At 71.2% G+C, this 21218-nt stretch carries 18 protein-coding genes; 15 read left to right on the plus strand and 3 right to left on the minus strand.

Features of this window, described 5'->3' with window-relative positions; all coding sequences use genetic code 11:
• Nucleotides 1-107 precede the first annotated feature (107 nt).
• Both WMR31_RS04160 and WMR31_RS04165 read left to right on the plus strand, forming a co-directional pair.
• Nucleotides 108-3047: a glycosyltransferase gene (locus WMR31_RS04160; protein WP_340537511.1), complete on the plus strand. Its 2940-nt coding sequence runs from the start codon at nucleotides 108-110 to the stop codon at nucleotides 3045-3047.
• Nucleotides 3044-4465, plus strand: coding sequence for a DUF5719 family protein (locus tag WMR31_RS04165; protein WP_340537512.1), 1422 nt, complete (start codon nucleotides 3044-3046; stop codon nucleotides 4463-4465). Before WMR31_RS04160 ends, WMR31_RS04165 begins: the two co-directional genes overlap by 4 nt.
• Before the next feature lie 52 nt (nucleotides 4466-4517).
• On the opposite strand, the gene WMR31_RS04170 is transcribed toward WMR31_RS04165, so the two are convergent.
• The 3 genes from WMR31_RS04170 to WMR31_RS04180 all read right to left on the minus strand — a co-directional run bounded on the left by WMR31_RS04170 (nucleotide 4518) and on the right by WMR31_RS04180 (nucleotide 7315).
• Nucleotides 4518-5945 (minus strand): hypothetical protein, encoded by a 1428-nt coding sequence (locus tag WMR31_RS04170; protein WP_340537513.1) that lies wholly within the window; start codon nucleotides 5943-5945, stop codon nucleotides 4518-4520.
• A 107-nt stretch (nucleotides 5946-6052) separates the two neighbouring features.
• Complete coding sequence (locus WMR31_RS04175; RefSeq protein ID WP_340537514.1) at nucleotides 6053-6811, minus strand: class I SAM-dependent methyltransferase; 759 nt, start codon at nucleotides 6809-6811, stop codon at nucleotides 6053-6055.
• A gap of 39 nt (nucleotides 6812-6850) precedes the next feature.
• Nucleotides 6851-7315 carry a metallopeptidase family protein gene (locus WMR31_RS04180; RefSeq protein WP_340537515.1) on the minus strand — a complete coding sequence of 155 codons (465 nt, stop codon included), beginning with the start codon at nucleotides 7313-7315 and terminating at the stop codon, nucleotides 6851-6853.
• 49 nt (nucleotides 7316-7364) lie between these two features.
• Here WMR31_RS04180 and WMR31_RS04185 point away from each other — a divergent pair, with 49 nt between their 5' ends.
• The 13 genes from WMR31_RS04185 (at nucleotide 7365) to WMR31_RS04245 (ending at nucleotide 21174) form a co-directional block, all read left to right on the plus strand.
• On the plus strand, nucleotides 7365-7724 hold the full coding sequence (locus WMR31_RS04185; RefSeq protein WP_340537516.1) for a DUF3499 domain-containing protein: 360 nt from the start codon (nucleotides 7365-7367) through the stop codon (nucleotides 7722-7724).
• A 23-nt stretch (nucleotides 7725-7747) separates the two neighbouring features.
• Complete coding sequence (locus WMR31_RS04190) at nucleotides 7748-9139, plus strand: phosphomannomutase/phosphoglucomutase (protein ID WP_340537517.1); 1392 nt, start codon at nucleotides 7748-7750, stop codon at nucleotides 9137-9139.
• Nucleotides 9136-9321, plus strand: coding sequence for a Trm112 family protein (locus WMR31_RS04195; RefSeq protein WP_340537518.1), 186 nt, complete (start codon nucleotides 9136-9138; stop codon nucleotides 9319-9321). Before WMR31_RS04190 ends, WMR31_RS04195 begins: the two co-directional genes overlap by 4 nt.
• A gap of 29 nt (nucleotides 9322-9350) precedes the next feature.
• Nucleotides 9351-10379, plus strand: coding sequence for an SIS domain-containing protein (locus WMR31_RS04200; protein WP_340537519.1), 1029 nt, complete (start codon nucleotides 9351-9353; stop codon nucleotides 10377-10379).
• Between the two features lie 68 nt (nucleotides 10380-10447).
• Nucleotides 10448-11533 carry an acyltransferase family protein gene (locus WMR31_RS04205; protein ID WP_340537520.1) on the plus strand — a complete coding sequence of 362 codons (1086 nt, stop codon included), beginning with the start codon at nucleotides 10448-10450 and terminating at the stop codon, nucleotides 11531-11533.
• 18 nt (nucleotides 11534-11551) lie between these two features.
• Complete coding sequence (locus WMR31_RS04210; protein WP_340537521.1) at nucleotides 11552-12511, plus strand: DUF808 domain-containing protein; 960 nt, start codon at nucleotides 11552-11554, stop codon at nucleotides 12509-12511.
• A 64-nt stretch (nucleotides 12512-12575) separates the two neighbouring features.
• The gene (ahcY, locus tag WMR31_RS04215) at nucleotides 12576-14057 is read left to right on the plus strand and encodes an adenosylhomocysteinase (protein ID WP_340537522.1); all 1482 of its coding nucleotides are present in this window, start codon (nucleotides 12576-12578) and stop codon (nucleotides 14055-14057) included.
• Between the two features lie 323 nt (nucleotides 14058-14380).
• The gene (gene mtrA, locus WMR31_RS04220) at nucleotides 14381-15094 is read left to right on the plus strand and encodes an MtrAB system response regulator MtrA (RefSeq protein ID WP_340537523.1); all 714 of its coding nucleotides are present in this window, start codon (nucleotides 14381-14383) and stop codon (nucleotides 15092-15094) included.
• 14 nt (nucleotides 15095-15108) lie between these two features.
• Nucleotides 15109-16761, plus strand: coding sequence for an MtrAB system histidine kinase MtrB (gene mtrB / locus WMR31_RS04225; protein ID WP_340537524.1), 1653 nt, complete (start codon nucleotides 15109-15111; stop codon nucleotides 16759-16761).
• Nucleotides 16758-18515 carry an LpqB family beta-propeller domain-containing protein gene (locus tag WMR31_RS04230; RefSeq protein ID WP_340537525.1) on the plus strand — a complete coding sequence of 586 codons (1758 nt, stop codon included), beginning with the start codon at nucleotides 16758-16760 and terminating at the stop codon, nucleotides 18513-18515. The genes mtrB and WMR31_RS04230 overlap by 4 nt, the downstream gene beginning before the upstream one ends.
• 57 nt (nucleotides 18516-18572) lie before the next feature.
• Nucleotides 18573-19373 carry a ComF family protein gene (locus WMR31_RS04235; RefSeq protein WP_340537526.1) on the plus strand — a complete coding sequence of 267 codons (801 nt, stop codon included), beginning with the start codon at nucleotides 18573-18575 and terminating at the stop codon, nucleotides 19371-19373.
• Between the two features lie 408 nt (nucleotides 19374-19781).
• Entirely contained in the window at nucleotides 19782-20417 is a 636-nt protein-coding gene (gene hpf, locus WMR31_RS04240; protein WP_340537527.1) for a ribosome hibernation-promoting factor, HPF/YfiA family, read from the plus strand.
• 43 nt (nucleotides 20418-20460) lie between these two features.
• On the plus strand, nucleotides 20461-21174 hold the full coding sequence (locus WMR31_RS04245) for a response regulator (RefSeq protein ID WP_340537528.1): 714 nt from the start codon (nucleotides 20461-20463) through the stop codon (nucleotides 21172-21174).
• Nucleotides 21175-21218: the final 44 nt, after the last annotated feature.

Raw genomic sequence — 21218 nt, forward strand, 5'->3', positions numbered from 1 at the left:
TTGCGGCTCATCCGAGCCGAGTCCCAGAGGGTCGCCCCGGTCGATGCAGACCGGGGCGCCTCTGGTTTTTCGCGACCGTTGGAGCCGGTCGTCTATGGTGGCCGATCGTGTCACTTCCCCCCGTTCCGCCACCGCCTCCCGGTGTCCCCGCCGGTGCTCCCGGCGGCACTCCCGGCGGGCCGGCTTCGGGTGGGGTCGTCGTCCTCCTGGTCACCCACGACGGCGTCCGCTGGCTGCCCGGCGTGATCGAGGGGATCGCCGAACAGGGCCCCCTCGTCAGCGGTGTCGTGGCCGTCGACACGGGCAGCACCGACGGCAGCCGGGACCTGCTGCCCGCCGACTACGACCTCGTCGAGGCCACGTCGTCGGCCTCCTATCCCGACGCGGTGCGGATCGGGCTCGAGCGGATCGCGACGACCCATCCCCACGCCCGATGGGTCTGGCTCCTCCACGACGACTCGCGTCCGGCGCAGGGGGCTCTGGCGGCGCTGCTGGCCGCGTCGGCCCGGCGCCCCGACGTCGACGTGCTCGGACCGAAGCTGCGCGAGTGGCCCTCGCTGCGACGGCTCCTCGAGCTCGGCGTCACGATCTCGGGCACCGGACGCCGCGAGACCGGTCTCGAGCGCGGCGAGTACGACCAGGGGCAGCACGACGAGGAGCGCGAGGTCCTCGCCGTCAACAGCGCCGGCATGCTGGTGCGCCGCGACGTCCTCGAGGAGCTCGGTGGTTTCGACCCGCGGCTGCCGATGTTCGGCAACGACCTCGACCTCGGCTGGCGCGCCGCCGCGGCCGGCCACGCGACGCTCGTGGTGCCCGACGCCGTCGTGTTCCACGCCGAGGCCGCCCATCGCGGCCTGCGCCGTACCGCCCTCACCGGGCGCCACACGCACTACCAGGAGCGCCGCGCCGCGCTCTACACGCTGTTGGTCAACAGCAGCGCGATCGCCCTGCCCTGGCGGGTGATCCGCCTCACGCTCGGGACCTTCGTCCGGATGATCGGCTTTCTCCTGGTCCGCTCGGTGGGGGAGGCTCTCGACGATCTCGCCGCGCTGGTCTCGGTGGTCGGCAGGCCGGGCCAGGTCCTCGCCGGACGGCGCGAACGCAAGGAGCGCGCGGCCGCCGCGGCGCCCGACAAGGCCCGGGTGAGGCGACTGCTGCCTCCGCCCTGGCTCCCGTACCGCCATGGAGCCGACTTCGTCGGCGACGTCGTCTCCGCAGCGACCCAACAGGCCTCCGACGTCGCCGAGCGCCGCCGGATCGCCGCGGCCGAGGCCGATCCGTCGTCCCAGGCGGCGATCCGGCTGCGTGCCGAGCGCGAGCGCGACGAGGAGGACGAGCTCGCCGACTCCGGCGCGATCGCGCGGTTCTTCACCAACCCGTTCGTCCTGGCGATGTGCGCGGTCGTGGTCGTGCTGCTGATCGCGGCCCGCGCGGCCTTCGGGCAGGTCAGCGGCGGCGCCCTGGCGCCTGCTCCGGACGGCGTGGGCTCGTGGTGGTCGCTGCACCTCTCGTCCTGGCACGAGCTCGGCTTCGGGACCGACGTTCCCGCCCCGCCCTATGTGTTCCCGCTCGCCCTGCTCGGCAGCCTCATCGGCCCGACCGCCACCGTCAGCGCGCTGATGCTGCTCACCGCCCCCCTCGCGCTCTGGGGCGCCTGGCGCTTCCTGCGGGTCGCCGGTCGCCTGGTCAGCACCCAGGGCGCACCCCGCTGGCTGCTGGTCGGCGGCGCCACCGCCTACGCGATCACGCCGGCGGTCAGTGGCGCATGGGGCGAGGGCCGCCTCGGCCTGGTCGTCGCTGCCGCCGTGCTGCCCTGGCTGGCCCATGCAGCCCTCGGGTTCGCCGAGCCCGAGGCCGATCGTCGGTGGCGTGCGGGCTGGCGGGTCGGTCTGCTGCTCGCGCTCGTCACCGCGTTCGCGCCCACGTCGTGGCTGGTCGCCGCCGTCCTGATCGCCCTGGTCCTGGTCGCCGGCGTCGGCTTCGCCCGCGGCGCCGTCATGGCCAGAGACGTGTGGGGTCCGCCGCTCACGGCACTCGCCGTTCCGCTGGTGCTGCTCTCGCCGTGGTGGATCCCCGCGCTCGGCACGGGCGCCGGCGCCTCGCTCGCTCTGGACGCCGGCCGCGTGCCCGACGAGCAGGTCGGCCCGCTCGACCTGCTCATCGGACGCCTCGGCGACCTCGGCGCGCCCGCCTGGGTCGGCATCGTGCTGCTCGTGCTCGCCCTGCTCGCCCTGCTGCCGCGGGCCACCCGCGTCCCGGTCATCCTCTGCTGGCTGGTCGCGCTGGTCGCGAGCGTCGTCGGCGCGGTCCTCGGCACCCTGGAGTTCTCCCTGCCGGCGCTCGACACGCCGGCCGGACTCGGTGGCCCGCTGCTCGCCGCCCAGGCGGCCCTGGTCACCGCGGTCGTGCTCGGCGCCGAGGGTGCCGCCCGTGCGGGGCTGGGGCGGACCGTGCGCGCGATCGGCATCGCGGCGGCGGTCGCCGCCGCCGTCGTCCCGCTGGCCGGGCTCGGGTGGTGGCTCACCGACGGCGGTGACCTCTCCTCCGAGGACGACTCGGTGGTGCCGGTGCACATGGTGCAGCGTTCGGTGCTCGGACCCGAGCACGGCGTGCTCGTGGTCAGTGGCGACATCGCGACCGGTCTCACCTACACCATCCATCGCGGCGACGGCGTGACGCTCGGCGAGCAGGAGATCCTGGCCCTGAGCCCGGTCGACGCCGCCGACGCCGCCGTGGTGAGCGATGCCCTGTCCCGGCCGGGGGCCGACGTGGCCGATCGGCTCGGCGCACTCGGGATCCAGTTCGTGCTCCTCACCGCTCCGGTCGACGGTGCGGTGGCCGCCTCCCTGGACGCGACAGCCGGGCTCGTCGCGGCCAGCTCCGATGCCGGTACCCAGGCATGGGAGGTCGAGCGACCGCTCGACCCCGAGGCCGTAGCCGGCGCCGGATCGGCCCTGCGACCCGTGCTGCTGGTGATCCAGGTCGCCGCACTGCTGCTGGTTCTGGTCCTGTGTGTCCCCACGATCCGCTCGAGGAGCCGAGCATGAGCCAGACCCCACCGGACTCCCCGCAGACCCCGCCCGCCGCCCCCCGCGCCGGCGGCGGACGGGCCGCTCGTACCGGCTTCGACATCACGATCGTCGCAGCGGTTCTCGTCCCGCTCCTCGCCGTCGTCGCGTCCCTGCTGGTCGACACCGGAGCCGAGGCGCGCCCCGATCAGCCCCCCGAGGAGGCGGCGCTCACCGCGGCCGACGTCGTGTGCCCGGCGGGTGGCAGCAAGGTCCAGGTGGCCTCGACATCGGGCGCCAGCGGCGATCTCCAGGTCCGCGCCGGCACCAAGGTCGACGTCGCTGCGCCGGTCGCTCCCGGGCGCACCACCGAGGTGGACACGGGGAAGCCCGCCGCGGTCGTCAGCGGCACCGGCGATCTCGCCCCGGGGCTGGTGGCGCAGAGCTTCGCCCAGCCGTTGGCCAGCTTCGACTGCCGGGCCCCGGTCTACGACTACTGGTTCACCGGGCTCGGTGCGGGTGCGCGACACCAGTCGACCCTGCAGCTGGTCAACCCCGACGAGGGTCGTGCCGTCGTCGACGTCGAGGTCTACAGCGCCGACGGCCTGCTCGACGTCGAGGGCCTGCGCGGGGTGACCATCTCCGGTGGCGAGTCGCGTGCCTTCGATCTGGCCAAGACGCTGCCCCGCCGCGACGAGCTCGCCCTCCACGTCACCGTGGTCCGGGGCCGGGTCGCCGCCAGTGTGAGCGACGCCGTCCGTGGCGTCGCCGGTGCCGGGCGCAACGGCGACGACGGACTCGGCTCCCAGGACGAGCCGGCCACCTCCAACCTGCTTCTCGGCATCCCGGGCGGGTCCGGTCCGCGCATCCTGATGATCGCGAATCCCAACACCACCGCCGAGCGCGCCACGATCAAGCTGGTGACCACCGGGTCGACCTTCGCGCCCTCCGGTGTCGAGGAGATCGAGCTGCCGCCCCAGTCGGTGGTGCCGGTGCCACTGACCAAGGTCCTCGCCGAGGCCGGCAAGGACGACGAGGCGCCGGTCGGCCTGCTGGTCGAGTCCAGCGCACCGACCACCGCGAGCCTGCAGATGTTCTACCGTCGCGACCTGGTGCGCTCGGTCCCCGCGACACCGCTCGAGGGTCCCGGCACGACGGTGGTGCCGGCCGGAAGCAAGACCCTGGTGCTCGGAGACGCCACCGGCCAGGGCGTCGTCACCGTCTCCTTGTGGGACGCCGACGGCAAGGAGCTGCCCCAGCAGCGCATCGAGGTGGCCGCGGGCCGCGCGGACACCTACGACGTCCCCGACGAGGCCCGCCTGATGAGCGTCGAGGCGGCTCGCACCAGCATCGCCGCCGCCGTCCTGGTCACCAACGCAGACGGCGCGACGCTGCTGCGGGTCCGCGAGCCGGTCTCGACGGCGCTGGTGCCGGCTGTCTCGCCCGGGGTGCCCTGACGCCGAGGCGGGGCTTGCGAGCAGCCCGACGCGTGGTCTCGGCCACAGGCTCCTACGGGTAGGGGGTCGGACCGCCGCGGCGCGGAGGCTGCGGCGGTGCCGGCGGAGGCACCCAGCCGAGTTGGGCGTTCTCGACATGCTCGAAGTCCTTGCCGACGATGCGTTTCACGCCCTCATCGCTTTCGCGGATCCACCCGGCGGCCACGGCCAGATCCTCGCCGGCCTGAACGACCTCGGCCCCGTTGTCGTTGAGCAAGGGAATGATTCGCGACGCGAGCTCACTCCACGCGAAGTAGGCGCCGTAGGATCCTCCGCCGACTTCGTAGGGTCGGTACCAGTCGTCGATCTTGTCGGCATCCTCGACCTTGTTCGCGGCATGGAAGAACGCTCTAGCCACCATCGGCATCTTGTCGTAGCCGATCGTCTCGAGGTGGCGGTACTTCAGGTCGATGATGTCGTCGCCGAGATCGGCAACGCCATCGTGCGGGTTGATATGGAAGTTGCGACGGTTGTGACCGTTATCCACCGCGAGCCTCATGCTGTTGAGAGCATCGGTCAATCCCAAGTCGTGCTCCCGGGCACGATCGGCGATGGCCTCGAAGCCAGCTTTGAACTCTTCGAGGACCTCCTTGGGTGAGCTACCGCTGTACTTCTGCGACTGCTGCTTCGGCTTGGGGATCAGGCCCAACGCGGTGCTCAGGAAGGAGGTTCCGGCCTTCAGCCCTCCGATTGTCGCGGCAGCCGGTCCGGCGAAGGCGCCGACGAGGTCGAGTGAGGCCCCCATGATCTTGAGCACCGTCTCCAACCCCGATGGCTTGGCGCCCTCACGGGTAGCCCTGAAAGCCTCCACGACGTTGGCGGCCAGGGTGACGGTGTCCTCCCGAGCGGTGTCGAACAGCTCCTGGGTACCGGTGATGCCGACGCCGAGTGCGGCGATGGCCTGACAGTGACTGTCGAGCACGCTCGAGAGCCGCGGCGGTCCGTAGCTGGAGTAGAAGGCTCCGATCGTCTGACCGGAGTCCTCCGGACTCGGAAGGAAGTGTTCGATGAATGCAATGGCCTCGAGGTCGGGGTTCGGCAGTGTGGAGCCCCCGTCTCCGGCGGTTCCGGCGACCTTCTGCAGGGCGAGGAGGCAGGCGGCTTTGATGCCGTCCAGCTTCGAGCCCTCCGGCAGGTCATCCCACCCGACCACGACCGCGTCGAGACTGGCTCTCCAGGAGCTGACCAGCTCCGCGTAGAGGGCAGCAAGCCCGGCGTCCTCCTCGTAGGGGATGCTCGTGCCCAGGTTGGTGCCGCCGCTGTAGGCCCGGCCGTCGAGGTAGATTCGCTGGATCGTGTAGCTCTCCCCGAAGTTGGCCTTGAATACGACGGAGTCGTCGCCTTCGTAGGACCAGTCGGGCTCCCGGGTGTACTCCGCGAAGGCGGCCTCTCGAGCGGCCTCCTCGAGATATGTGTCGAGGTTTTCGTAATCGAGTGCCATCGCCGTGTCTCTCGGTCGTCGAGTCGAAGGTGGTGCGCTCGGCTACTTCCACCTGTGACGGAGAGTCAAACCTCGATGAGGCTCGTCACATCGATCGGCCATGGTCTTCAGAGCCCGAGATCCTGACGCAACCGGGTGCGGATCCGGCCGAACGGCTCGACCCGGAGCACCTCCTCCTCGCGGACCATGTCCTCGAAGGTCAGGCCGGCCACCTCGGCCAGGCTCCGCTGTGGGTAGTCGGTGCGCCGCTGGCGCCACACGACCGTCTGGCCGTGGTTGTCGAGGATCGTGCCGTAGCTCAGGTGCGGGCAGAAGGTCTCGATGAACCACACCAGCCGGTACACGTCGCCCATCCAGGCCTGAGCGGTGGTGCCGAGGTACTCGCGCACCCGGAAGAAGTCCTCGCGACCGGGGATCGAGGCCAGGTACGTCGGGGGCCGGGTGTCGTCGATGACGATCACACCCTGTGGCTGGAGGTGGTTGAGCGCGTTCATCAGGTCGCGCAGGGTCTGCTCGTAGACGTGCAGCCCGTCGAGGTAGATGACGTCGAAGCGGTCGTCGGGGTCGACGATCGTGGCGAAGTACTCGTCGCTGGTGACCTCGTGGTACTCGTGATGCGGGTTCGCGCGCAGCGCAGCCGGCACGTCGAAGTCGAGCAGCGGGTCGACGGCCACCTTGCGCGCCGCCGGCACGCGATCGAAGGTGACGCCGTGACGCACACCGATCTCGAGGTAGCGCGGGTTCTCGTAGAGCCGGATCAGCCGGCGCAGCACGGCCGGACGTCGCAGCCTCGGCGGCTCGTCCGCGGAGCCGGCGGTGTGGGATCGGCTGCCTGTGGGGGAGTGGTCTTCCACTGAGTCGCTCACTCGGGCAGCCTAGGGCCACGCGCTAACCACGCGGTCGACTCACGAGCCGTCGTCGAAGCGCGGATCGACCTGGGCCGGGTCGATGCCGAGCAGCTCGGCCACCTGCTCGACCACGACGTGGTGGATCAGGGCCTCGAGGTCGGCGCGCGAGCCGCAGCGGTGCTCGATCGGACGCCGGAACAGCACGAGCCGGGTCGTCGTGCCCCCTGTGCCGCGCACGAGCGAGGACAGCGGCACCCCCCGGCTGCCGAGGGCCTCCCAGTCGTCGGGCACCTGCGGGGTCTCCTCCACCGCATACTCGACCAGACCGAGGTGAGCCTGCCAGCGTTCCTCGACGTCGGACACGACGGCCAGAACGAGGTCGTCGAACCGGTCGCGGCGGGTGCGGAGCTCGGGCGTCCCCGGATCGCGGGGGAGGACGGCAGGTCCGCGCATCCCGCGCTCGCGCCGGTCGCGGGTACGCCCGCGTCGGCGCGTGTGAGAAGGATCGAGCTGGTCGGCCACCCCGCGAGCCTAGGCGGCAACAGGGCCGCGGAGAGGTACCGTCTGCCGCGTGAGTCTCGCCCGGCGCTGTTCGCGCACACCCTGCGGTCGCCCCGCGGTGCAGACGCTCACCTATGTCTACGCCGACCAGACCGCCGTGCTCGGCCCACTCGCCACCTATGCGGAGCCGCACGCCTACGACCTGTGTGCCGTGCACAGCGAGCGGCTCTCCGCCCCCCGTGGCTGGGAGGTGCTTCGGCTGGCGTCCGATCTCGTGGACACCGGCCCGAGCACCGACGACCTGCTGGCGCTCGCCGACGCCGTGCGCGAGGCCGGACGGCCCGTGCCGGTCGAGCGGCTCGCCCCGGTCGACGAAGGTGGCCGCGAGACCGCGCGGCGCGGGCACCTCCGAGTCCTGACGACCGACTGAGCGCGGCCCGATAGGGTCAGCGCATGGCTCTCGACCCCGCCACGGTGCGCGCGGTCTTCAAGGCGTACGACGTGCGGGGGCTCGTCGGCACCGAGATCGACGAGGAACTCGCCCGCGCGGTGGGCGCGGCGTTCGTGCGGCAGCTCGGGGGTCGGGAGGGCGCGAAGGAGATCGTCGTCGGCTACGACATGCGGCCGAGCTCGCCGGCGCTCGCGGGCGCCTTCGCCGACGGAGCCACGCGAGCCGGGGCCGACGTCGTGATGATCGGCCTGGCCTCCACCGACCAGCTCTACTTCGCCTCCGGCCACTTCCACGCGCCCGGCGCGATGTTCACCGCGAGTCACAATCCCGCTCAGTACAACGGGATCAAGCTCTGCCGGGCCGGTGCGCGTCCCGTCGGCAGCGACTCCGGACTCGCCGAGCTCCGAGACGCCGTCCTCGGCACCGTCGAGGAACCCGTCCACGACAGCCAGATCACCGGACAGATCACCGAGCACGACGTGCTCGAGGCCTACGCCGCGCACCTGGTCTCGTTGGCGCCGGTCGCCGGGCGGCCGCTCTCCGTCGTCGTCGACGCCGGCAACGGGATGGCCGGTCACACCGCGCCTGCCGTGTTCGGCCGGCTGGGTGCCGCGGTCGAGCTGCACCCGCTGTACTTCGAGCTCGACGGCACCTTCCCGCACCACGACGCCAATCCGATCGACCCAGGCACGCTGGTCGATCTCCAGGACGCCGTCGTCACGTCCGGCGCCGACGTCGGCCTGGCGTTCGACGGGGACGCCGACCGGTGCTTCCTCGTCGATGAGCGGGGGGCGATCGTCTCGCCGTCCGCGCTGACGGCCCTGATCGCCGAGCGAGAGCTGGCCCGTCACCCGGGGTCCACGATCATCCACAACCTGATCACCAGCCGTGCGGTGCCGGAGCTGGTCGGGTCGCTCGGCGGCACCGCGGTCCGCACCCGGGTCGGCCACTCCTTCATCAAGGCGACGATGGAGGAGACCGGCGCGGTCTTCGGCGGCGAGCACAGCGGGCACTTCTACTTCCGAGACTTCTGGCGCGCCGATTCCGGCATGCTCGCCGCCCTCCATGCGCTGGCCGCTCTCGCCGAGTCCGGTTGCCCCCTCTCGGAGCTGGTCGCCGGCTACGACCGATACCCGCTGTCGGGCGAGATCAACTCGACGACCACCGACCCTGACGCCGCACTGGCCGCGGTGCGGAGCAGCTTCGGGAGCCGCGAGGGCGCCCGGATCGACGAGCTCGACGGGCTCACGGTCAGTCATCCTGACTGGCAGCTCAACCTGCGCCGCTCCAACACCGAGCCGTTACTCCGGCTCAACGTGGAGGGCGCCGACCACCCCACCATGACCGCGGTGCGCGACGAGGCGCTCGCGCTGATCCACGAAGGAAGCCCATGAGCATCGACCCTGCCCTGCTCGAGATCATCGTGTGCCCCGAGTGCCACGGCGAGCTCGTCGTGACCCCGGCCCCGGGCGACGGCTCGCAGACCGAGCTCGTGTGTCAGTCCTGCGGTCTGGCCTACCCGGTCCGCGACGACATCCCGGTGCTGCTCGTCGACGAGGCGCGACGCCCCTCGTGATCGCGTCCTGAACTGAGAGAGCGACCACGATGACCTGGTTCGACGAGTCCCGCCTCGACGACGAGATGGCGCTCGGTGCCGCCGACCTCCGGCTGCGCACGCTGGCCGAGTCCGGCGCGCGGGTGCGCCGGGCCGCCGACGACGCCGCCGAGGCGACCGCGGTCGCGGTCGCTCGAGCCCAGGACTCCCGGCCGCGCGCCGTCATCGCGGCCGGCCCCGACTCCCGGCTGCTGCGGGCGGTGCTCGAGCCATGGTGCCCGGTGCCCTTCGTCGCCTGGCCGGGCAACGGACTTCCCGGCTGGGCCGGCGCGCTCGACCTCGTGGTGATCCTCGCGCCGGTCGGGTCCGACACCGGCACCGCGTCCTGCGCGGCCGAGGCGGTACGTCGTGGCTGCCAGGTCGTCATCGCCTGCCCGCCGGACTCCCTGGTCGCCGAGCACGCCGATGGACGGTGGACCACCCAGCTGCCCACCACCACCGACGACCAGCTCGCGACGGCCGTGGTGATGCTGTCCTACCTGCACCGGGTCGGTCTCGGACCCGAGGCCGACGCCGACAGCGTCGCCCAGGCCCTCGACGACGTCGCGATCGCCTGCTCCCCGCACCGCGACCTGTCGATCAATCCGGCGAAGATGCTGGCGATCTCGCTGGCCGACGCCACCCCGCTGGTGTGGGGAGGCTCGGTGCTGGCCGCCCGGGCCGCCCGCCGGATCGCGGAGTCGATCCGGCGCGCGAGCGGGCGGACCGCCCTGGCCGCCGACGCCGAGCATCTCCTCCCGGTCCTCGAGGCCACGCGAGCCCGCGACGTCTTCGACGACCCGTTCGCCGATCCCTCTGGAGGAGATCTGCGCCCGGTGCTCGTGGTCCTCGACGACGGAAGCGACGATCCGGTCGCTCGCGAGCAGCGCGGACGGCTTCGTGCGGCCGCCGACGGCCGCGGGGTGCGGATCGAGACCCTCACCAGCGAGGCGAGCACCGAGGTCGCCCGGTACGCGTCGCTGCTGTTGACCGGCACCTACGCCGCGGAGTACCTGCGCTTGGGGCTGGTCGAGGGCTGAGCCGATGGTCTCGTCAGACAATCTGACGAGTTGTGGGTGCGCCGCGAGCGCCCCCTACGGTGGGAAGGATGGCCCGCCGCGATCCATGGTTCGACAACGCCAAGATGGCGTTGATCGTGCTGGTCGTCATCGGCCACCTCTGGTCGCTGCTCCCGGCGGCGACGACGGGAACGGCGGCCGGGACCAACACCAACGCCTGGCTCTACGACTGGCTCTACATGTGGCACATGCCGGCGTTCGTGCTGCTGAGCGGCTACCTGTCCCGGTCGTTCACCTGGACCCGGGAGCGCCTGTCGAGCGTGGTCACCACGCTCCTGGTGCCCTACGTGATCTTCCAGGTCGGCCTGTCGACGATGCAGTGGTGCTTGGGGTGGGGTTGGCCCGAGCGCGTGCTGCTCGACCCGGTCTGGCCGCTGTGGTACCTCCTGGCCCTGGCGGCGTGGCGGCTCGTCACGCCGGTGTTCCGCCGGCTCCCCGGCTGGCTCGCCCTGTCCCTGGCAGTGGTGATCAGCCTCTACGGGGGCACCCTCGACGTCGAGGCGTTCAGCATTCCGCGGATCCTGGGGATGCTGCCGTTCTTCGTCCTCGGCCTGGTCGCTACCCCCGAGGCGATCGCCGCGATCCGGACCCACGCCATGCGCTTCTTCAGCGTCGGCTGCCTCATCCTCGCGCTCGTCGTCACTCGCCGCCTCGACGACTGGGCGGGCACCTACTGGCTCTACCTCCGGCCCTACGAGATCCTCGAGAGCACCACCCGCGAGGGCGTGGAGATCCGCGCGACGCTGCTCCTGCTGTCGTTGGGCTGCGCGCTGGGCGCTCTCTCGCTCGTGCCGGGCACGGACGGGTGGTTCGCCCGCCTGGGCACCGCCACGATGGTGGTCTTCCTGCTGCACGGCGTCGTGATCCGTGGGCTCGACGCTGGGGGAGTGATGCACTGGACCGTGGGGCACGACGGCCTCGGCAGGGTCTTCGTGGTCCTCCTCGGCATCGCGATCTCCCTGGCGTTGGCCGCACCGCCCACCGTGCGCCGCGTCGGCTGGCTGGTCGATCCGGTCGGCTGGGCGCGAGAGGAGGTACGTCGCGCGGTCGAACTGTCGATGGTGGTCCGGGACGGATGCTCCGACGTCGTCCCCGAGCGCGAACGGGTCCACTGATCCATTAGCCTTCCGCGCATGAGCGCTGGCCTCTTCGGACTCCTCGACGACATCGCTGCGCTCGCCAAGCTCGCAGCCGCCTCCGTGGATGACATCGGCGCTGCTGCGGGACGGGCCAGCGCCAAGGCGGCGGGCGTCGTCGTCGACGACACAGCGGTCACCCCGCAGTACGTCCAGGGCGTCGCCGCACAGCGCGAGCTGCCGATCATCAAGAAGATCGCCATCGGCTCCTTGCGCAACAAGCTGCTGTTCATCCTGCCGGCCGCGTTGCTGCTGAGCGAGTTCGCACCCGACTGGGTGCTGCCGGTCATCCTCATCTGCGGCGGCACGTTCTTGGCCTACGAGGGTGCGGAGAAGATCTGGGAGAAGATCGCCGGCCACGAGGAGGCGGAGAAGAAGACCGGGGAGATCACCCCGGAGCAGGAGAAGACGATGGTCGCCGGCGCGATCCGGACCGACTTCATCCTCTCCGCCGAGATCATGGTGATCGCCCTCAACGAGGTGGCCGCCGAGTCCTTCTGGGCTCGCGCGATCATCCTTGCCGTCGTCGCGGTCGGCATCACGATCCTGGTCTACGGAGTCGTCGGCGCGATCGTGAAGATGGACGACGTCGGGCTGAGCCTCGCGCAGCGCTCCTCGGCCGCGGCCCAGCGCATCGGCCTGGGTCTGGTCGCCGCGATGCCCCGGCTCCTCGCGGTGATCTCGGTCGTCGGCATCGCGGCGATGCTGTGGGTCGGTGGCCACATCCTGCTGGTCCAGCTCGACGAGATCGGCTGGCACGGCCCGTACTCGGTGGTGCACCACCTCGAGGTCGCCGTCCACGACGCCGTCGGCGGGCTCGGCGCGGTCCTGGGCTGGCTGACCAACACCGCGGCGTCGGCCGTCGTCGGCCTGGTGGTCGGGGCGGTCGTGGTCGCGGTGATGCACGTGCTGCCGTTCCCGAAGAAGCACGCCGCCGCGCACTCCGAGGGCCACTGAGGGCGGGCTGCGGCGATTCTGCGATCGCCCGAGGGCGGACCTAGCCTGGGTAGTCCGCACCGACATGCACCGACATGCATCGACACCGCCCTCAGGAGCACTTGTGGACTTCAAGGTCGCCGACCTCTCCCTGGCCGACTTCGGCCGCACCGAGATCATGCTCGCCGAGCACGAGATGCCCGGCCTGATGGCCATGCGCGAGCAGTTCGGCGACTCCAAGCCGCTGGCCGGAGCGCGTATCGCCGGATCGCTGCACATGACGATCCAGACCGCAGTGCTCATCGAGACCCTCGTGGCGCTCGGCGCCGAGGTCCGCTGGGCCTCGTGCAACATCTTCTCCACCCAGGACCACGCCGCCGCCGCCGTCGCGGTCGGCCCGAACGGCACCGTCGAGGAGCCGGCCGGCGTCCCGGTCTTCGCGTGGAAGGGCGAGACCCTCGACGAGTACTGGTGGTGCACCCAGCAGATCCTCGACTGGGGCGACCGCCAGCCCAACATGATCCTCGACGACGGCGGCGACGCGACCCTGCTCGTGCACCTCGGCGTGCAGGCCGAGAAGGACGGCGTCGCGCCCGACCCGGCCACCGCCACGAGCAACGAGCAGCGGATCATCTTCGAGGTCCTCAACCAGGTCCTCGCCGAGAACCCGAACCACTGGACCCCGATCGCCAACAGCATCAAGGGCGTCACCGAGGAGACCACCACCGGTGTGCACCGTCTCTACGAGATGATGAAGGAGGGCTCGCTCCTCTTCCCGGCGATCAACGTCAACGACTCGGTGACCAAGTCGAAGTTCGACAACAAGTACGGCTGCCGGCACTCGCTGGTCGACGGCATCAACCGCGCCACCGACGTCCTCATCGGCGGCAAGGTCGCCGTCGTGTGCGGCTACGGCGACGTCGGCAAGGGTTGCGCGGAGTCGCTGCGCGGCCAGGGCGCCCGGGTGATCGTCACCGAGATCGACCCGATCTGCGCGCTCCAGGCCTCGATGGACGGCTACCAGGTGACCACGCTGGAGGAGGCCCTCCCGATCGCCGACATCATCATCACCGCCACCGGCAACAAGGATGTCGTCACCATCGACCACATGCGGCAGATGAAGCACAACGCGATCATCGGCAACATCGGCCACTTCGACAACGAGATCGACATGGCCGGCCTGGAGGCCGAGGGCGTCGCCGAGCGCAAGAACGTCAAGCCGCAGGTCGACGTGTGGACCTTCCCGGCCACCGACGACCGCCCGGCCAGCTCGATCATCGTGCTCTCCGAGGGTCGCCTGATGAACCTCGGCAACGCGACCGGGCACCCCTCGTTCGTGATGTCGAACTCCTTCACCAACCAGGTGCTCGCCCAGATCGAGCTGTTCACCAAGACCGAGGAGTACCCCACCGACGTCTACGTGCTCCCCAAGCACCTCGACGAGCAGGTGGCCCGCCTCCACCTCGACTCCCTCGGCGTCAAGCTCACCACGCTCTCGGAGGACCAGTCCGGCTACCTCGGCATCCCGGTCGAGGGCCCCTACAAGCCCGACACGTATCGATACTGATGTGAGGGAGGCCGAGCTCGCGAGGCCTCGCCACGTCAGGACGATCGTGTCAACGGTGGTCGAGCGAGCCGTCGCGGCCTGAGCCCGCGAAGGCCGTGAACCGGCGTGTCGAGACCTCGGCGGCTCGAGACCGGCGGCACCACCGAACCGCCACCGCGCCGACCCGTCAGCCATAGCTGACGGGTCGACGTCGTTTTTGCGCTGACCCGTCCGCTATGGCTGACGGGTCAGCGTGGATGGGCGGGTCGGGAGCGGGTGGTGGTTGTCTCCCTGTCGGGTCGGCGTGTCGTCCCGCCTGTCACACTGTGAGGATGAGTGGCGGTATGAGCGAGGCGTCGAGCGACCTGGCGACCAACGGTCGCGTGCTGGTCGTCGACGACGACGCGGCGCTGGCCGAGATGCTCTCGATCGTGTTGCGTCAGGAGGGCTTCGACTCCCACACGGTCGGTCGGGGGGACCAGGCGCTGGAGGCATTTCGTGACTATCGACCCGACGTCGTGCTGCTCGACCTGATGCTTCCCGGCCGCGACGGCATCGACGTGTGCAAGGAGATCCGCGCCGAGTCCGGCGTGCCGATCGTGATGCTCACCGCCAAGGGAGACACCGTCGACGTCGTCGTCGGGCTCGAGTCGGGCGCCGACGACTACGTCGTCAAGCCGTTCAAGCCCAAGGAGCTCGTCGCCCGGATCCGTGCGCGGGTCCGTCGCAAGGAGAAGCCCGAGCCCGAGACCGGGGAGTCGCTGCGCATCGGCGACCTCGAGATCGACGTCGCCGGTCACTCGGTCAGCCGCGACGGCACCGCGATCGGCCTGACGCCGTTGGAGTTCGACCTCCTGCTGTGCCTGGCCCGCAAGCCCTGGCAGGTGTTCACCCGCGAGATGCTGCTGGAGAAGGTGTGGGGGTACCGCCATGCCGCTGACACCCGCCTGGTCAACGTCCATGTCCAGCGCCTGCGCTCGAAGGTCGAGCACGATCCGGAGCACCCGGAGATCGTGGTCACCGTGCGCGGTGTCGGCTACAAGGCCGGCAAGGCCTGAGATGCGGGTCTGAGATGCGGGCGCCGCGCCTGCCGCTGGGGGTGCGCCGGGCGCTCACCTTCTGGCGGCGCTCCACCCAGGCGCGGGTGGTCGCGAGCACCCTGGTGCTCTCGGCGGTGATGATCAGCGTCGTGGGGTGGTACCTGCTCCGCGAGACCCGCGACGGGCTCTTGGCCAACCGTGTCGACACCGTCCTCGCCGAGTCCGCCTCGGCCACCCGTGACGCCCAGCTGCGCCTGCAGGCCGCGCCGGCCGGTGACACCGATGCCGCCGGTCAGGTGCAGGACCTGGCGCGCGACATCATCGAGCGGGCCGACACGCGCGGCTACCGCGTGGTCATCACCGGCCCGGTCGACGCCGGCGTGCCGATCGACGACGCCGTCGCGACCAACAGCCCCGGCCTCGACGTCGCCGCCACCCTGCCCGACTCGCTGATGGACCGGATGTCGGACGTCGGCGCCGGCTCGGCCTGGACCTACACCCGCGTCGTGACCACCGACACCGGAGCCGATGCGGGAGTCGCCGGCGGGACGCATGCCGGGTCCGTCCCGGGCATCGTCGTCGGGTCCCAGCTGCGGCTGCCCGCCGACGGTCGCACCTACGCGCTCTACGTCGTCTACCCGCTCCAGGAGGAGGAGGAGACGATGAGCCTGGTCACCCAGGCGCTGCTCACCGCGGCCGTGCTCCTGCTGCTTCTGGTCGCGGGCATCACGTGGTTGGTGACGCGCCAGGTGGTGACGCCGGTGCGGATGGCGCGCCAGGTCGCCGAGCGGCTCGCGGCCGGGCGCCTCCAGGAGCGGCTGCGGGTCACCGGCGAGGACGACCTGGCCAGGCTGGCGACGTCGTTCAACCAGATGGCCAGCAACCTGCAACGCCAGATCCGCCAGCTCGAGGAGCTCAGCCGGGTGCAGCGGCGGTTCGTCTCCGACGTCTCCCACGAGCTCCGTACGCCGCTGACCACCGTCCGGATGGCCGGCGACGTGCTGCACGATGCCCGCAAGAGCTTCGACCCCGGCACCGCGCGCGCCGCCGAGCTGCTGCAGACCGAGCTCGACCGGTTCGAGACGTTGCTCGCCGACCTGCTCGAGATCAGCCGCTTCGACGCCGGCGCCGCCGTGCTCGACGTCGACGACGTCAACCTCGGTGACCTCGTGCGCCGGGTCGTGGACTCCACCCAGGTGCTCGCCGAGCAGCGCGGGGTCAAGATCGCGATCGAGGACGCCGACCGGCCCTGCCTGGCCGAGGCCGACAGCCGCCGGGTCGAGCGGATCGTGCGCAACCTGGTCACCAATGCCATCGACCACGCCGAGGTCGGCGGACGCGAGCCCGGCGTGGTGATCCGGCTGGGCGCCGACGACGATGCCTCGGCCATCGCGGTCCGCGACTACGGCGTCGGGCTGGAGCCGGGGGAGTCCGCGGTGGTCTTCAACCGGTTCTGGCGCGCCGACCCCGCGCGGGCACGCACCAGCGGAGGCACCGGCCTGGGGCTCTCCATCGCGCTGGAGGACACCCACCTGCACGGCGGCTGGCTCCAGGCCTGGGGCCGACCCGGTCGCGGCGCCCAGTTCCGCCTCACCCTGCCGCGGCGCAGCGACCACGTCCTGCGTCGTAGCCCGCTGCCGCTGCAGCCGGACGACGCCGGCGATCGGGACGAGGTGAGCGCATGAGCCGCGCCCGCCGCCTGCTGAGCGTGACCGCGGTCGTGCTCGTCGTCCTTCTCGTCTCGGGCTGCACCAGCCTGCCCGACTCCGGCCCCGTGGTCGACGCGGACACCGACTCCCAGGTCAGCGAGCGCGAGGCGGCCGAGGTCAACGCCGTCCCGCCGACCCGAGGAGCATCGGCCGAGGACGTCGTCCTGGGCTACTTCAAGGCCATGACCGCCTGGCCCAGCGACACCGACACCGTCAAGCAGTTCCTCTCCACCGACGCGGCACGGAACTGGGATCCGACCGCCGCCACCATCACCTATGCCGGCCAGCTGCTGCCCCGCGACGAGAGCCTCTCGTTCTCGGTGCCGCTCAACGACCCCGAGAAGATCGACCGGAACGGCTCCTGGGCCGGTCGCCTGCCTCCCGGCCGCGACGAGCTCGAGCTCGACCTGACCATCGAGGACGGCCAGTACCGGATCACCAACCCGCCCGACGCGCTGATCGTCCCCGACTCGTGGTTCTCGCAGCGGTTCCGGGTCGCGTCCCTGTACTACTTCGATCCCAGCGGTCGGATCCTCGTGCCCGATCCGGTGTTCGTGCCCCGAGGCGAGCAGCTGACCTCCACGATCATCACGCGACTTCTCGCCGGTCCGCCCGCAGACCAGCAGCGTGTGGTGCGCTCGTTCATCCCTCCGGGGCTTCGGGTCGAGGTGTCGGTACCGGTGTCGACGACCGGCGTCGCCACCGTGCCGCTGGTGGGCGAGGCCGGGAGCCTGGCCGGAGACGCGACCGAGAAGATGCTCGCCCAGCTCGCCTGGACGCTCCAGCAGGATCCCGCGATCTCCGCGTTGAGGGTCACCCTCGACGACGAGGTCCTGACCGGGCCCAGCGGCGAGGAGGAGTATCAGGTCAGCGAGGCCGCCCCCTTCGACCCGAGCGGATACCCGGCCACCGACAAGCTGTTCGGGGTGCGAGCCGGCGCATTGTCGACGCGCGACGGGAACGAGCTGGTGCCGGTGCCGGGCCCGTTCGGCAGCGGTTCGCTCGCGCTGCGGGCCGCCGCGGTGAGCATCGACGGGCTCGCGGCTGCCGGGGTCACCGACGCCGGCCGCGAGCTGGCCGTGGGCCCGATCGTCGAGTCCGAGGACGGCGTGGGCCCTCCGATCCGACCGCTGCGCGGCACCTCCCTGCTACAGCCCGTGTGGGACTTCGCCGGGCGGGTGTGGGTCGTGGACCGCACGCGGCGTGGTGCCGTCGTCCACATCCTGTCCGACAACGGGCGCGGCCAGCGGCTCACCGTGCCCGGCGTGAGCGGCCGCGACGTGCGATCCTTCCTCGTCTCCCGCGATGCCACGCGGTTCGTCGCCGTGGTCCGCGGTCCGAGGGGAGACCACCTGCGGATCGGCCGGATCGAGATCGACGATCGGGGAGGGCTCGACCGGGTCGCCAAGACCGACCCCATCGTGGTCCAGCCCGGATCCGCGGTGCGCATCCGCGACATCGCCTGGACCTCGCCCACCACGATCGCGCTGCTGATGCCGGTCGATCCCGGTGCCATCTACGAGGTGCGCACGGTGAGTGTCGACGGCTCGCCGACGACGTCCGAGCCGCTGTCGACCACGCTCGCCGAGCCCGTGCGCGGCCTGGCCGGATCCCCGATGACCGACCTGCCCACCTACGGCGTCACCGACCAGGGACTGATCAACCTCACCGACGGCGGCAGCTACGGCTTCCTGGGCGACCCGGCCTCCGACATCGCCTACGCCGGCTGATCCACAGGCCTGCGCGAGGTGGTGGTGCCGGGCGGTCGCTCCTGATCGGATAGCGCAGTGAGCCACCCCTCCCAGCTGCGCGACGCCTCGCTCGACCTCCTCCTCGGCGGAGCCTGCGTGGGATGCCGCAGACCGGGCCGGGTGCTGTGTTCGGCCTGTGCCGCGGCCCTGCCTCGCCGAGCGGTGTCGTGCACGCCGGCACCGCCGATCCCCGGCCTGGCCGCGTGCTTCGCCGCGGGCACCTATGCCGAGGTGCTCCGCGAGATGGTCGTGGGACACAAGGAACGGCGGCTGCTGGCTCTCACCGCACCGCTCGGGCTGCTTCTGGCACAGGCCGTGGTGGCCCTGCTCGCCAACGCTCGCGCATCGGAGGGTGAGCCAGTGCTGCTCGTGCCCGTGCCCTCGCGTCCCGCGGCCACCCGCGCTCGCGGACACGACCCCACCGGCGCTCTCACCACGGCGGCCGCCCGCGCGCTGCGCGGCACGTACGGGGTCGAGGCGACCGTCGTCCACCTGCTGCGTCTGCGTCGCGGCGTCGTCGATCAGGCCGGCCTGGACCGGGCTCAGCGGCAGGCGAACCTGGCCGGGTGCATGGCCGCGCGCCCGAGGGCGCTGCGAACCCTGGCCCGGCAGCAGGCGCGGCGTGGAGATGCTGCGCACGTGGTGGTGTGCGACGACGTCGTCACGACGGGCAGCACGGCCCGCGAGAGCGGGCGTGCGCTCGCGGCGGTCGGCGTCGCCGTCCTCGGGGTCGCATGCGTCGCCGCGACGCCGGCTCGCGTCGAGGCAGGTGGGTCCGCAGCGCGGATCGGGTTCGACACAGCGGGGGAGGTTCCCCCGTTTCACCGGACCGACTAACGTCCGTGTATGGAGTCCGTCCGGGTCCGTGGTTGCGTCGTCCGGGGCGTGTGCCCGGGGCGGCTAGCCGATGCCAGTCGCAGGCGAAACGGCCCACGTAACTCGACCCGTCCCACCCCGGTGGGGCGGCGAGGATCACGGTGCGGCTTAGAGGTAAGTCCTGCCCCGTCCCGGCCGTCAGATGCGGCCTGCTCCCACCGGTGTGCGGGTGCGAGCGTCGGGAGAAGGCCAGTAGTGGCGGAGAAGCTGCGAGCGTCTCAGCAGGCGGTTGTGGGGTCGAAGACCAGGTCGGCCGGACGGACTCCATCTCGTGTACCGGTGCCGCCGCCACGGCGGCCGCACCGCGGCACGCAGTGAAGAACAGTGTGAAGAGTTGTAGCCACACCCATCGCTAGCGGGAGGTTCACCATGGATATCGTCGTCACCGGACGCCAGTGCGAGATCACCGACTCGTTCCGTGCTCACTGTGCCGAGAAGCTCGCGAAGCTCGAGAAGCACGACCACCGGATCATCCGGGTTCACGTCGAGGTCGAATGTGAGCAGAACCCGCGCCAGCACGACAAGTCGGTCCACGTCGAGCTCACCGCGATCTCCAAGGGCCCGGTGATCCGCGCCGAGGCGGCCGCCGACCACCAGATGGGTGCCCTCGACCTTGCTCTGGACAAGATGGCCGCCCAGATGCGGCGCGCCGCCGACCGTCGTCGCGTCCACCGGGGGCGCCGCACCCCGGTCTCGGTGGGTCAGGCGTTGGCGGACCCGGCGGTGGTCGAGGCGGTGGCCGCCGAGATCGACGGCGACGAGGTGCGCGACCGCTCGGTGGGCCCGATCGACGTCACCGGTGACGGTCCGCTCGTCGTCCGCGAGAAGACCCACCCGGCCGCCCCGATGACGCTCGACCAGGCGATGTACGAGATGGAGCTCGTCGGCCACGACTTCTACCTGTTCGTCGACAAGGAGAGCGAGCGGCCCTCGGTGGTCTACCGGCGCCGTGGCTACGACTACGGCGTCATCTCCCTCGACCTGAACGGCGAGCTGGAGGACTGAGCCGCCCCGGGGTCCGGGGCCCGGCGCGTGAGAGACTGGGTCCGTGGCAGATCAGGGGGCGACGCCGACACCGACGGGTGAGCCGGCGCAGGTCGCCCCCGATCGTGCTCCGGTGCGGGTGATGGTCGTCGACGACCAGCAGCTGTTCCGGCGTGGCCTGACCATGCTCCTCGCCGCCGAGCCCGGCCTCGAGGTCGTCGGCGAGGCCGGTGACGGCGTCGAGGGCACCCGGCTCGCCGAGACCACCGCGCCCGACGTCGTACTGCTCGATGTGAAGATGCCCAAGCGCAGCGGGATGGAGACCTGCCTGGCGATCAAGCAGGCCGTCCCGAGCGCCAAGATCATCATGCTCACCGCCTCCGACGACGAGGGTGACCTGTACGAGGCGGTCAAGAGCGGTGCCTCCGGCTATCTCCTCAAGGACTCCTCGATCGAGGAGGTCGCCCAGGCCATCGCGGTGGTCGCCGATGGCCAGTCGCTGATCAGCCCGTCCATGGCCATCAAGCTGATCGACGAGTTCAAGCAGATGCGACCCGCCAAGGAGAGCGGCCCGGCGCTGCGCCTCACCGACCGCGAGCTCGACGTGCTGCGACTCGTGGCCCACGGCCTGAGCAACAAGGAGATCGCGGCGAGGCTGTTCATCAGCGAGAACACCGTGAAGAACCACGTGCGCAACATGCTCGAGAAGCTGCAGCTGCACTCGCGCATGGAGGCGGTCATCTACGCCGTCCGTGAGAATCTGCTCGAGCTGCCCTAGGGAGGCAGCCCCTCGGGAGGTTGAGCAGGCCGGACGCGCGAGGG

It is taken from the genome of Nocardioides epinepheli (genome assembly GCF_037936805.1).
Classification (GTDB): domain Bacteria; phylum Actinomycetota; class Actinomycetes; order Propionibacteriales; family Nocardioidaceae; genus Nocardioides.